The organism is Psychrobacter sp. UBA3068 (assembly GCF_002366815.1).
In the GTDB taxonomy this organism is placed as follows: domain Bacteria; phylum Pseudomonadota; class Gammaproteobacteria; order Pseudomonadales; family Moraxellaceae; genus Psychrobacter; species Psychrobacter namhaensis.
This window is the reverse complement of record NZ_DFBY01000006.1, coordinates 15,452-28,300: the sequence shown is the minus strand read 5'-3', so window position 1 is coordinate 28,300 and position 12,849 is coordinate 15,452. Positions and strand designations below refer to the sequence as shown.

General features: G+C 47.2%; 9 protein-coding genes. 4 read left to right on the top strand and 5 right to left on the bottom strand.

What is annotated here, in order from left to right:
- Positions 1 to 121 precede the first annotated feature (121 nt).
- The 4 genes from B2P60_RS00885 (at position 122) to B2P60_RS00870 (ending at position 4,471) form a co-directional block, all read left to right on the top strand.
- A complete protein-coding gene (locus B2P60_RS00885; RefSeq protein WP_286738937.1) occupies positions 122 to 1,441 on the top strand; it encodes a urate hydroxylase PuuD in 1,320 nt (439 codons plus the stop codon).
- 332 nt (positions 1,442 to 1,773) lie between these two features.
- Entirely contained in the window at positions 1,774 to 2,754 is a 981-nt protein-coding gene (gene puuE / locus B2P60_RS00880) for an allantoinase PuuE (protein WP_286738936.1), read from the top strand.
- Between the two features lie 65 nt (positions 2,755 to 2,819).
- A complete protein-coding gene (gene alc / locus B2P60_RS00875) occupies positions 2,820 to 3,941 on the top strand; it encodes an allantoicase (RefSeq protein ID WP_286738935.1) in 1,122 nt (373 codons plus the stop codon).
- Positions 3,941 to 4,471, top strand: coding sequence for an ureidoglycolate lyase (locus B2P60_RS00870; RefSeq protein WP_286738934.1), 531 nt, complete (start codon positions 3,941 to 3,943; stop codon positions 4,469 to 4,471). Before alc ends, B2P60_RS00870 begins: the two co-directional genes overlap by 1 nt.
- 88 nt (positions 4,472 to 4,559) lie before the next feature.
- Here B2P60_RS00870 and guaD read toward each other — a convergent pair whose 3' ends face one another.
- From guaD to B2P60_RS00845, 5 genes are all read right to left on the bottom strand, one after another.
- Positions 4,560 to 5,984 (bottom strand): guanine deaminase, encoded by a 1,425-nt coding sequence (gene guaD / locus B2P60_RS00865; protein ID WP_286738933.1) that lies wholly within the window; start codon positions 5,982 to 5,984, stop codon positions 4,560 to 4,562.
- 83 nt (positions 5,985 to 6,067) lie between these two features.
- Positions 6,068 to 7,114, bottom strand: a complete 1,047-nt coding sequence (locus B2P60_RS00860; RefSeq protein WP_198334715.1) for an XdhC family protein — start codon at positions 7,112 to 7,114, stop codon at positions 6,068 to 6,070.
- Complete coding sequence (gene xdhB, locus B2P60_RS00855; RefSeq protein WP_198334714.1) at positions 7,107 to 9,680, bottom strand: xanthine dehydrogenase molybdopterin binding subunit; 2,574 nt, start codon at positions 9,678 to 9,680, stop codon at positions 7,107 to 7,109. The genes B2P60_RS00860 and xdhB overlap by 8 nt, the downstream gene beginning before the upstream one ends.
- Before the next feature lie 80 nt (positions 9,681 to 9,760).
- The gene (locus B2P60_RS00850) at positions 9,761 to 11,461 is read right to left on the bottom strand and encodes a xanthine dehydrogenase small subunit (protein WP_286738932.1); all 1,701 of its coding nucleotides are present in this window, start codon (positions 11,459 to 11,461) and stop codon (positions 9,761 to 9,763) included.
- Positions 11,462 to 12,161: 700 nt separating this feature from the next.
- Positions 12,162 to 12,849, bottom strand: a 688-nt coding sequence (locus B2P60_RS00845; RefSeq protein WP_286738931.1) for an RNA-guided endonuclease InsQ/TnpB family protein, incomplete at its 5' end; no start/stop codon positions are given.

Here is a 12,849-nt window from a genome sequence, read left to right as displayed (position 1 = left end):
AGGTGTATCTTATCTATCGTTAATGTTAAACATATGCCTATATATTTTCTGGCATCACTATCACACCTCATTCCCTTGTATCAAGACATTTATTAAGACACCATCATATTAAAGGACAGTTATGGGCGCCTATCTTCTCGAATGGTTGAGTTTATTTTTCCGCTGGTTTCATGTTATCGCTGGGGTCGCATGGATTGGCGCTTCTTTTTATTTTGTGTGGCTTGATCTCAGTCTACGTAAGCCGCCGCAGTGGAAAACAGATAAAGGGATTTCTGGGGATCTCTGGGCTGTGCATGGGGGTGGTTTTTATGAGATTGCTAAGTACAAACTCGAACCAGAAGAGATGCCAAAGACGCTACACTGGTTTAAATGGGAAGCGTATACCACGTGGCTGACGGGGGCGGCGATGATGTCTATCGTTTATTATGCCAATGCCACTGCCTACCTGATCGATCCAAGCAAAATTGCCTTTACCGATGTTGGTGCCATTGCGACAAGCTTACTGTTTTTATTCGGCAGTTACTTTATTTATGAAGTCATTGTACGTAGTCATTTAGGTAAAAACGCATTAATTTTTAGCACCCTTATTTTTATCTTACTGGTCATCGCAAGCTGGGGCTCTTACCAGCTCTTCAGTGATCGCGCTTCCTTTATTCACATTGGGGCGATTTTGGGCACGGTGATGGTCGGCAATGTGTTCTTTGGTATCATGCCAGCGCAGCGCGCACTCGTTGATTGTGTCCAGCGCGGCGAAAAGCCCGGTAAAGAAGTGGCTGAACTGGCATTACAAGCCAAAAACCGCTCACTGATGAATAACTACTTTACGCTACCGCTCATCTTTACCATGATCAGTAACCACTATCCAATGATGTATGCTCATGAGCAAGGTTGGTTGGTATTGGTCTTCGTCGGTGTCATTACCGCAACCGCCCGTCATTACTTTAATCAAAAACATTTGGGGCATAAAAAACCGCGCTATTTAGTCATTCCGGCGATACTGACGGTATTGTTGATTATCTGGATGCGCCCCGAACCAATTGAGCCAGCACCTGTCGTGTCTGCTACGGCCTCAGCAGTGCCTACGACAAACAATAGCACCCCACCAGCGACAAGCGCTGTTACTGACACAAACGCTGATACTAATGCGACTGTTAGTACTAGTACCACCACTACTGAAGCAGTACCAGTAAGCGCTTCGGCAGATGACGCTATGATGAATGTTGTGCAGACGCGCTGTAGTACTTGTCATGCGGCTCAGCCAACCCAACAAGGCTTTGCCGCACCTCCAGCAGGTATTATTTTACAATCGCCAAATGATTTAAAAACTCATAAAGCGAAAATAGTGACTGCCGTACAAACCGGCTATATGCCGCTTGGCAATATCACGCAATTAACCGATGCAGAGCGCCAGCAGCTCGTGGCATATGTATCGGCACTTTGACTGGCAAACCAACACAGCGTTGTTTTTGATCAGCAGCGCTTATATCAGTAGACCATTTACAAAGATTTGAGTAGCAAAGAAAACATGTGCAAGTACGCCACTGAGTAGGCTGAGCGAGTCTCACAAAGCGAATCATATTTTTTGAGATTGATATGGTCAATATTGAATAAAATGGATACACGATACTATGCTGCGTGACTGGTACAAATTTTTCTGGCTTGCTGTGCCTACGCCGCTCGATGCTACAAAAAATTTACCCCAGCCCCGCGGTATCTTTCTTATGTTAATTTGACTATACAATGACTGCTTTAAGCGATATAGGAACCCTAATAATGACCCAAAAAATTACGAGTGATTTTGATCACAGTACGTATCCCCGCGACCTAAAAGGCTACGCTGACAACCCACCAAAAGCCAACTGGCCAGGTGGCGCAAAAATCGCGGTGCAGTTTGTATTAAACATTGAAGAAGGCGCGGAAAACAGCGTGATTCATGGCGATGGTCAGTCAGAACGCTTTTTGTCTGACATCTTAGGCACACCAGAGTTTAACAACCGGCATCAGTCTATCGAGTCTGCGTTTGAATATGGTAGCCGTGTCGGTGTTTGGCGTGTACTAGATGTTTTTAAAGAATACGGCTTGCCAATCACCACTTTCACCTGTGCAGCAGCGGCCGAAAAGACACCACATATTATCGAGCGGGTGTTAGAAGATGGCCATGAGATCGCAAGTCATGGTCTGCGCTGGATCACTTACCAGTACATGTACCGCGAGACTGAGCGTGAGCACATTCGCTGTGCCACCAAAATATTTGAGCGTATGCTGGGCGGGCAGCCACTCGGCTGGTATACAGGTCGTGATAGTCCAAACACCCGCGAGTTAGTCGCTGAACAAGGTGGTTATATCTACGACTCTGACTCGTATGGAGACGAGCTGCCTTACTGGCTTGATGTCAAAGTTCAAGATGGCAACACGATCACCCGTAAGCCGCATTTGGTGATCCCTTATAGTTTAGAGACCAATGACATGCGTTTTTCGTCCAGTCCAGGCTTTACCCATGCTGAACCGTTTTATCAGTATCTCAAAGACAGCTTTGATACCTTATATGAAGAAGGCGCGCACACGCCTAAGATGCTCACCATCGGTCTGCATTGCCGTGTTATTGGTCGTGCTGGACGTATCAAAGCGCTAAAACAATTCTTGCAATACATCACCAGTAAGCCTGACGTGTGGATATGTCGCCGTGATGACATCGCCAAGCATTGGTATGACAACCACCCTGCTACGCCAGACAATATCACCGACTGGATGTAGTCCCGCATTTGTCATACTAGCCGCACACTATCAATAAATCCCATTACTAAATAACAGGAATCATTATGAGTCAAAATACCTTAGAAGTTGGCCAGATCATCTCCGCCAATAATTTGCCTGATACCTTGCCTACATTTACCAAAAAATCAAACGTTGCGGACAGTCGTTTGGGGGCAAAATCATTATTTGCCACTGATGATTTCTTTGCAGATAAGAGCCGTATCTTAAACCCGGACGCGCCTGTGTTTATGGTAGGCAAGTTCGATGACAATGGTAAATGGATGGACGGCTGGGAGACGCGTCGCAAGCGCCATCTGGGTTATGATTACTTAGTTATTCAACTTGCCCGCCCGACCAAAATTGCAGGTCTGGACATTGACACCAGTCACTTTACGGGTAACTTCCCCTCCTCAGCCAGTATCGATGTGTTGTACGCGCCAGAACTACTACAGCAGGACGATGCTGAACTTACCAGTTTGAACAAAGAAGACTGGGATAGTAAAGACTGGCAAGCGCTTGTTGATATGACACCCCTAAAAGGTCATAACCATGAGTTTATCGAGATCCATAACGACCAAACCGTGACACACCTGCGTTTGAATATTTATCCAGATGGCGGCGTTGCCCGTCTGCGCGTCTATGGCGATATCCAGCTTGATGCCAGTCTTAACCAACAAGGTGAGACGATCGATTTGGCAGGCGCTCTAAACGGTGGCCGTGCCATCGCCAGTAATGATGCGCACTTTGGTGCAGCAAGTAATTTACTGTTACCGACCAAAGCCCCTAATATGGGTGATGGCTGGGAGACTCGTCGTCGCCGTGAGCCCGGTAACGACTGGTGCATTATTGCCTTAGGTCAAGCGGGTGTGGTTGACGCCATCGAGATAGATACCGCGCATTTCAAAGGCAACTATCCTGATAAAGTCTCGATCCAAGCCGTCTACGCACCAAACACCCCAGAGCAAACCTTAGTCACCCAAAGCATGTTTTGGGAGACCTTGCTTGAGCCGCAAAAAACCAACGCCAACGATATCCACAGCTTTGGCAAAGATCAGCTCAAGCTTGACCAACCCATCACTCATATTCGGGTCAACATCTTCCCTGATGGCGGTATCAGCCGCGTGCGCGTTTATGGCAAAGTGAATACCAGTGTTGATACTAATATTGATAGCAAAGAGGCCAAATAATGACTGTCACCCTAACGGCTAAGCCTTTAACCAAAGCAGGCTTTGCCCCATACGGCTCGGTTATCGAGCGGTATAGTGCTGATGAGCAAACATCAGACAACTGCTATGAGATCAATAATGGCTATGCGGTTCGCCATCATGCGCTTGCCGCAAGCAAGCTTGAGGGTGGCACAGTCGGTATGAGTATCTTTCGAGCCAAAAAACGTGAAAACCCTATTGCGCTCTCAGTGATGGAGTACCATCCATTTGGGACGCAAGCATTTGTATCGATGGAAGGTCAAGACTATATCGTGGTCGTCGCTAAGGCTGGCGCGTCGCCACAGTCACCTGATGATCTAGCGGTATTTTATGCCAAGTCTCATCAAGGCGTACAGTACGACGCCAATGTCTGGCATCACCCGCTATTGGCCCTTGGCCGTGACAGCGATTTTTTGGTGATTGACCGCATCAATGGCGATGGCAACAATTGCCATGAAGTAGATATCACTGACTGGGATGTGTTTATCGAATTAGAAGACGAACACGGCTAAGCGATCGTTAAACACAGTCCAAACCGATAAAAGCCCCGTTTATATTTATCATAAACGGGGCCTTTCGTTGCTAATATTTTTCACTAGTCTATAAAGCGTTAGATTTTTGGTAGCGACTCACGCCCGCGACCACTGTCTGCTCAATCACTCTATCATCACCCAACATCATCAGTACAAACAGCTGCTCTTCGAGCGTGTTGGTCTGCGCCATACGTCGTTCAAGCAGCTCGGTCGCCTTCATATCGATAACGACAAAATCCGCTTCTTTATTGGGCATAAAGTTACCGATCTTTTTGTCCAATAAGAGCGATTGCGCATTGCCCAAAGTAATTTGATACAGTCCTTGATGCGCGGAGAGTGGATTGCTTTGTAATTGTTGAACTTTGTACGCCTCTGATAAGGTAGTCAGCATCGACAGACTCGTCCCCGCCCCCACATCAGTGGCAATGCTCACACCCGTATAGCTTAATGTTTTAGGTAAATCGAACAGACCGCTGCCCAAAAACAGATTGGACGTGGGACAATGCGCTATTTGTGTGCCAGTGTCACGCAGACGCTCGTACTCAGATGTCTCAAGGTAGATACCATGGGCCAACATTGTGCGGCGACCCAGTAAACCCATATCATCGTAGACATCCAAATAGCCTTTATGATTGGGATAAAGGGTTTGCACAAAAACCACTTCATCACGGTTTTCGGCCAGATGCGTCTGTAAGTAGACACTGTCATAACTGGCATACAAATCACCCGCCATACGTAGCTGTTTGGGCGTCGACGTGATCGCAAATCGCGGGGTAATCGCTACATGCTGACGTCCGCGTTCATGCCAGTTATCAATGATATCTTGGGTGTCTCGAATACTTTGCTCGGCAGGAACACACAGCGGCGCAGGCGCGTTTTGATCCATCAGGACATTGCCTGTGATCATACGCGTATTAAGCCTATGACTTTCCGTAAAAAAGGCCTCCGCTGATAAAGGATGACTGGTAGAAAACACCATGGCGCTCGTCGTACCATTGGCCAGCAGCTGGTTTAAAAAGAACTGAGCCGTATCGTGCGCCACTTTTGGATCACCAAAATTGGCTTCGGTAACAAAGGTATAGTTATTGAGCCAGTCAAGCAACTGCTCACCGTATGCGGCAATCATGTCTATCTGCGGATAATGCACATGGGTATCGATAAAACCTGGCATGATCAGCTTATCACGGTGGTCATGTATTTTTACCGGTTCTCGGCCTTCTTGAGCTGCTGTATCAGCGTAATCCGCTAACATGGCTTGACGGCTGCCATAATCCACGATACAACCCGTCGCGTCATCCACAACCAACGCACCATCAGCGATATACTCAGGACAAATGCGCACGCCCTCGATAACAGGGAGTAACTCTGTGTCTGTAATGACTGTCGGCGTTTTGAGAGGATCAGGCGCATTGCCATCAGGTACAGTGCGTAGAGTAAGATCACTTTCAGTCAGATAGTGTAGCAGTCGAGCTTGATAAATGTGTAAGGTCATTCGTGTGTCTCACATGGCTGAATGATACTGAGCGCTTCAATTAAAGGTGATAAGATTGTACTTAGTGAGTAGCAAATTCAAGTTCAGAGGCTAGCCTGATGATACTGTTGTAAAAGCTGTGCAACGATTGAAACCGCAACAGCCATAGGCTCTTTACCCCCAACCTGCAACCCAACTGGCATGACTAACTGATCCACTATTTTTTCACTATAACCACGCTGGATCAGACGATCTCTAAAACGCTTGGCTTTGGTTGCCGAGCCAATACAGCCGATGTAAGGCATCGAAATGGATGAGCAGCTACTGTCCGTTAAATCACGGTCTAGTGAGGGGCTGTTAGCGACCACGGTATCTAGTGCTGTCCGCACCAGCTCAAAATCGACACTATGATCATGAGTCATAATCAGAATAAACCGCTGACCGCCTTGCTCGATAAATGGGCGCACAAAATCAGTAGGTTCATCATCGATATGGGGACGAATGTGCGCTGGCAATTGGTAAAGCACTGATTGATTTTCTGCTGCTTGCGCCTGTCCATTTTTATGAATAGCGGCGGTTTGGCTAGCGGTACTGGTGCTGATTTTATTGATCAAATAACGCTCAAACATCTCTGGACGACTGTCCACCCAGTCCACCTGACAAGGCAGCTCAGCGAGGACAGTCATTAGCGCAGCAGCCACATGTCCTGCCCCAAAGACCAGAATCGACATCGGCGGCGTCACATTAAAACACTCAAACATCACCGTGACACTGCCCCCACAGCATTGTGCGAGCTTTGCTCCCAGTGGATAGTGCTTGGTGTAAACAGCATCGCGGCGCACAGCTTTAGCAGGCTCTGTAGGCCCCTTGCAGCTTATCTCAGCACCTTTGAGCTTTATCTCTTTTGATACTGTTTCGGCCATCTCGCCGTTCAAAAGTTGCCGCGCGGTGGTAACTACGTCGTGTTCCAAACCGCCGCCGCCGAGCGTGTCCACAATACTACGCTGCGTGACGATCATTTTTGCCTGCAGCGCTCGGGGGGCCGACCCATTCACTGCTACGATCGTTGCCAAAACGTGGGCAATGCCTTGCTGCTGATATTTCGCCAAACCGTCATACCAGACGACTGGTGTTGCTAACGACTCATTCACTGTGCGCAGGCCCTCTTGCCCCTGCTACATTTGGATGCTCTATCGCCTCAGGCTGATCATCCACTTGCCTGCCCTCGACCTCCGCTGGATCGATGTCTTTGGCATGACGCACGTCTTGCGGCATCGCCTTATCATTATAAAGATCGCTGTTTTCTTCCGCACCCTTGATTAGACTCAAAACCGTATCGGTGTCTACTTCAGCATCCACTTCCCAAGGGGTGCCCTGCATACGCATGACTGACTTCAGTACGGCTTCTGGTGTCGCAGGCATGGTCAGCTCTGGGTTTTTCTGATAATCACCAAGACTGGCAACGGCATTATTGATAGCGCACCAAACGCTTGCGGCCAACATAAATGGCGGCTCACCCACCGCTTTAGAGTTATAAATCGTCTGCTCGCTGTTTTTTCGGTCATACAATTTGACACTCCACTGCTTGGGCAAATCATGGGCAGTTGGAATTTTGTAGTTGGCAGGACTGTTAGATGCAAGCTTCCCTGTACTATCCCAAATCAGCTCTTCAGCGGTCAGCCAGCCCATTCCCTGAACGAAGCCACCTTCAATCTGCCCAATATCAATAGCAGGGTTGATCGACTGCCCAGCGTCATGCAGTACATCACAGCGCAAAACTTGATACTCGCCTGTCAAGGTATCAATCTCAACCTCAGCGCAGGCTGCGCCCAATGCAAAATAAAAGAAAGGACGACCCCATGCTTTAGAGCGATCATAAAATATCTTGGGCGTTTTATAGTAGCCGGTAGACGACAAGCTAATCCGGTTTTGATACGCCAGCTGGATCATTTCAGCAAAAGTGAGTGTCTCTTTGTCACCGATATAGACATGATTTTGCTCAAACCGAATGGCTTCTTGCGCCACTTCAAAGTGCTCAGCCGCAAACTCAACGATACGCGCCTTAATACTCAGACAAGCATTTTGTGCCGCTTTACCATTAATATCTGTACCTGATGAGGCCGCAGTTGGTGAGGTGTTCGGCACTTTGTCCGTACGCGTCGCTGATACTTTAACGGTATCTAAGTCCACATCAAACTCATTGGCAACGATCTGGGCAATTTTGATATATAGCCCTTGTCCCATCTCTGTCCCGCCGTGATTGAGGTGGATACTGCCATCGGTATAAATATGTACCAGCGCGCCTGCCTGATTGAGGGTCTGCACGGTAAATGAGATACCAAACTTCACTGGCGTCAGAGCGATACCAAGGCGTTTGTCGCTACCTTCAGCGGCGGCTTGTTGATTGGCTTTTATGATTTGCTGACGGCGTGTCTCATAATCACTGTCTTTGGCAAGCTTGCTCATAATGGTGGCCAGATCAAAATGCTCAATTGTCTGCCCATAGTGAGTGCTTTGACCATTTTGATATAGGTTTGCCAAGCGCACTTGCAGCGGATCTTGTCCCAACGTATAGGCAATATGATCCATCATATATTCAGCCGTCATCAACCCTTGTGGCCCACCAAATCCTCGATAAGCAGTGTTAGATACCGTATGTGTCTTACAACGATGCCCTGCCACATGAGCCGCAGGATAATAGTAGGCATTATCACAGTGGAACATCGCTCTATCGACGATGGCATCGGACAAATCCGGTGAGTAGCCACACAGTCCAGCCAATTGCATGTCGACGCCTAGTATACGACCAGACTCATCTAAGCCGACTTCATAGCGATTAGCAAACTCATGGCGCTTACCGGTCACGACCATGTCATCTTGCCGATCTAAACGCATGCTGACTGGCACATTGTGACGTTTAGCGACGATACCGCACAGACACGCCCACGCAGCAGCTTGCGTCTCCTTACCACCAAAACCGCCACCCATACGGCGCACGACTGTATTGACCGCGTGGAACGGCAAATCCGTCACTTCAGCGACGAGTTGCTGTACTTCACTCGGATGCTGTGAAGACGTATATACCTCTAGTCCACCATCATCACAAGGCACCACATAAGACACTTGTCCTTCTAGGTAAAAGTGCTCTTGCCCGCGCATATGAATATGACCTTCAATACGAACTGGCGCGTTCTCAAGTGCAGTCGCTGCATCACCGCGCTTCATAAAATGACTCGGGCGCACGTACAGCTCTTGCTCTAATGCCTTATCAATACTCAGCACCGCTGGTAGTGGCTCATACTCTACCACCGCTTTCAGAGCTGCTTTTTTGGCAGCGCGATGACTGGTTGCCACCACCACAAATAGCGTCTGACCCACGTATTCTGTGAGTTCATCCACCATCAGTGGCTCACCATCAAACACCGCACCAATGTCTGTCTGTGCCGGTAAATCTTTGAAGCTTAAGACATCCACGACGCCATCAGCGTCTCTGACAGCGCTTAAATCCATATTCAATACACGGGCATGGGCATGATTACTTTTACCCACTGCCAGATGCAGAGTGCCTTGTGGTTTTGCGATATCATCCACATAGGTCGCTGTCCCCATCACATGGCTGATCGCACTGTCATGCTTGGCTGAGGTGCCAATTTTGTTTTTTGGCGGACGCACACGGCGGATACTGTAACTGTCAAATAAGGATGAATGGTGGCTCATAGCAAATCTCTTCTATTAGTACGCTTTTATGAATGCTGCTGTTTATTTTGGCAAATATCACTACTAGATTGCTCTGGCCATCAAACGCTCTCAGCCTGTAATTCTTTTACCAATTGCTTGCCGCACTTTACCAACAGCCGCTGTACCACATGGGTGCGATACTCCCGGCTGGCTCTGACATCAGTCATTGGTGTCACATCGGCGGATAACACTTGTGCTGCCTTCTCAAAACTCGCAACTTCGGTAGCTTGACCAATAAGCGCTTGCTGACACTTTGTGGCCAACAGAGGTATTGCCGCCATGCCGCCTAAACCCAGCTTTGCGTTTTCAATAGACGTGCCATCTGCTGACACATCGATTCGTGCAGCCAGCAAACACGCCGAGATATCATCTTCATAACGTTTGCTAATTTTATGAATAAATAAGTGCTGGTTGTCCTGCATCAGGGGAAGATGGATAGCGACAACGTAACTGCCTGCTTGCAGCTTGGTCTTTTTATAATCTAAGAAAAACTCTGATAACGGTATGATCTCATCCGTATAAAGCGCGTTACTCTTATTGGCTTCACTACCTGTCTTGGCTTCACCGCCTGAGTTTTCGCGATTAAGCGCGCAATGACGCAAATGAATGGACGCATCCAACGCCAATAAAATCGGTGGCAAATCCCCAATCGGCGAGGCGTTGGCTACATTACCACCAATGGTGCCCATATTACGAATTTGCGGTGAGGCAATACGCTCAAACAGTTGAGCAAAGACCGGAAAATACTGCTCAAGCACAGGTTGCATCTGCTGGTAACTCATACCAGCGCCTAGCACCAATGATTGGCGTTTGGCTTGATGATTACTCGATTTATCACTATTTGAGTCAGACAGCGTCCAAGATTTTAGAGCCTTAACCCCTGAGAGCTGAATGATGACATCATGATCGACCAAGTGCTGTGTGACACTCAATCCTAAGTCTGTACCACCTGCCCAAATAGTTGCCTGAGGATTGGCAGCTAACAGCGCATCAAGCTCATCTAAGGTTTTTGGGATATATAACTGCCTTACAGCATCAATCAGGGCAGGTTCAACAGTCATAGATGCGCCATCGTTTAACGCAGCTGCCACTGGCGCCTCTTTAGAGATTGCTGACTCTTTTGTACTTGCCATGACATCTGTCGCTAGAGTGCTGGTTAAGTCTTTCACCGCTGACTGCTCGGCCTCTCTTTGCTGACCAATATCGCTCATCAATAGGCCTGCTTCGATAATAGGCCGGTACCCTGTGCAGCGACATAGATTGCCAGATATCGAGGCAACCACCTTCTCATAGCTCAGTTGGTTGGCTGTGGCGCTCTGGCTCACCACCTCTTGATTTTTCTGCATACGATTGTTTTCGTAGACACAAGCAAGCGACATCACAAACCCAGGCGTACAAAAACCGCACTGCGACCCATGACACTCCACCATGGCTTGCTGCGCTGGATGCAGCCACGCACGTTCTGGATGATGCTCAGGATTGTCCGCCAAATAAGACGCTGTCATAAGATGGTGACCATCCATGAGCGACACCAAAGTGATGCAAGAATTGATGGTATAAAACGGTTCGGCATTACCTTGCGGCTGACCTGCCACAGGTAGGCGCTGCACCATGACCGTACACGCCCCGCAGTCGCCACTACCGCAGCCTTCCTTGGTATCCGTTTGGCCTTCATGCAATCGTAGATACTCAAGCACCGTCGTATTAGGGTTAAGCTGGGTTAGCTCATGGCGTTTCCCATTCAAATAAAAACTAATCATAGCAAGACTCGGCTAAAATAAAATAATAAATATAAGCATAAGGCTTAAGGACGTGAACGGCTGGCATACTAAAATCAAGTGCTTGACTTGTATCACATGGCAATCATTTAGACAGCGCTTCTTAGCGATCGATACGAACCCACATACTGAGCACGCTGATGACTACAATACTCTATTATGTTAGATAAAGAAGGTTATTACACACCATGATCCATCAAACTTAAAAATATAAAGACATCCCTTTTCTCTTGAAAGCGTGGCATTAAAGGTAGCGGCAATTGTGTGTCAGTCTCGATAGAAAACTGACACCAGATGATACTTGACTATTTGGTCAGCTTTCAACATATTATCACTATTCTTATTTAGAATACAACCCATTCGCACGTCCGTAAAAACTCTGGACAGGGGCTTGTATTTTGGATGATACAGAGGGTTAGTAAAACGTAGAGAGGGTTTACGAACAGAAAAACCCCTACTATCATAAATAGATCATTTTCTTTAAAAGTAAAAGTTCCGCATACATCGCTTCTAACCGTTCCAAAAATCTTACTCAAACCTAACTAATATTAACTATTAGCCAGATTTGACGTTTTCTTTCTACTTCATTGTCACGCGCTACCTCTCATTTGAGAGTTAGACTGACCACGACTCCACAGACTTTTTTTAATTGGCGATGGAACTCACCGTCCAATAAACGAGGTTATGCCGCTGTTAAAATAACAGTCGCGTTATTTAAAATATTGATGCTGGCGTTGAGGTCGCGGTTATGAGAAACCTGACAGGCAGGACAGATCCACTCACGTATTTTTAATGTTAGCTCATCTTTACCAAGGATATGATTACAGTTTGAGCAGGTTTTTGAACTTGGATAAAAGCGCCCCACTGATTTAACCACTTTGCCTTGCTCATTGGCTTTGTAGATAAGCTGACGCTTAAACTCAAAGAAACCCAAATCACTAATAGCTCTTGATAATCGTCTGTTTTTAACCATACCTTTGACGTTTAAATCCTCAATCGCCAATACATCAAAGTCATTAATCAGCTTTGTTGTAATCTGATGGAGAGAATCCTGCCTGATACACCTGATTTTGTAGTGCAAACGAGAGAGCTTGGTTTTCGCTTTTTCTCTGTTTTTACTGCCTTTTTTGGTGCGGCTGAGTGCTTTATTTAGTTGGCGCAAACGTTTTAGATTGGTCTTTAATGGGTTTGGCGCTTTGATTTTAGTGCCGTCTGATAAAACCAATAAATCAGTAATACCAAGGTCGATGCCCACGCTTTTACCTGTCTTTTTAGTAGGAAGTGAAGATGCTTGCATCTCAACGGCTACGCTAACAAACCACTTACCGCCACGCTTGGAGATGGTAGCTGACATGATCTTGCCGTCAAAT

What these genes read in the sequence shown, in the direction of transcription:
- B2P60_RS00885 (WP_286738937.1), top strand. Translation starts at nt 122, where the DNA reads ATGGGCGCCTATCTTCTCGAATGGTTGAGTTTATTTTTCCGCTGGTTT.
- puuE (WP_286738936.1), top strand. Translation starts at nt 1,774, where the DNA reads ATGACCCAAAAAATTACGAGTGATTTTGATCACAGTACGTATCCCCGC.
- alc (WP_286738935.1), top strand. Translation starts at nt 2,820, where the DNA reads ATGAGTCAAAATACCTTAGAAGTTGGCCAGATCATCTCCGCCAATAAT.
- B2P60_RS00870 (WP_286738934.1), top strand. Translation starts at nt 3,941, where the DNA reads ATGACTGTCACCCTAACGGCTAAGCCTTTAACCAAAGCAGGCTTTGCC.
- guaD (WP_286738933.1), bottom strand. Translation starts at nt 5,984, where the DNA reads ATGACCTTACACATTTATCAAGCTCGACTGCTACACTATCTGACTGAA.
- xdhB (WP_198334714.1), bottom strand. Translation starts at nt 9,680, where the DNA reads ATGAGCCACCATTCATCCTTATTTGACAGTTACAGTATCCGCCGTGTG.
- B2P60_RS00850 (WP_286738932.1), bottom strand. Translation starts at nt 11,461, where the DNA reads ATGATTAGTTTTTATTTGAATGGGAAACGCCATGAGCTAACCCAGCTT.